We start from the raw sequence: 283 nt of genomic DNA, 5'->3' as shown, positions 1-283 counted from the left end.
TTTATGGCTGAATATCTAGGTGAACCTACAGTAAAAGGATGGCATGGTTGCATAGCCAAAAAGAATATTCCACAAGGACCTTTACAGGATTTCATCATGCAAGCCTATGTACGTATTAATAGTCATCATTGGGATCAAATGGGACGTGTGGAAATAGGTCTTCTTGATGAAAATAGCGATTATGTAGCTCGTATATCGATGAGCGATGTTCAATGGGAAGCCGAGCAAAACAGCGGATTCGCTTCTGTTGGTAATAGTAAAAAACCAGGTGGACAGGTATTTA

The 283-nt window shown here is 39.9% G+C and carries 1 protein-coding gene; it reads left to right on the top strand.

From position 1 onward, the window contains the following. The coding region (locus DW297_RS03900) for a hypothetical protein (protein ID WP_205828224.1) at positions 1-283 on the top strand (283 nt) is incomplete at both ends.

Source organism: Microbacterium sp. PF5, from assembly GCF_004794315.1.
GTDB classification, from domain to species: Bacteria; Actinomycetota; Actinomycetes; order Actinomycetales; family Microbacteriaceae; genus Microbacterium; species Microbacterium sufflavum.
The sequence above is the reverse complement of the archived record's forward strand: the minus strand, read 5'-3'. Positions and strand labels throughout refer to the sequence as shown.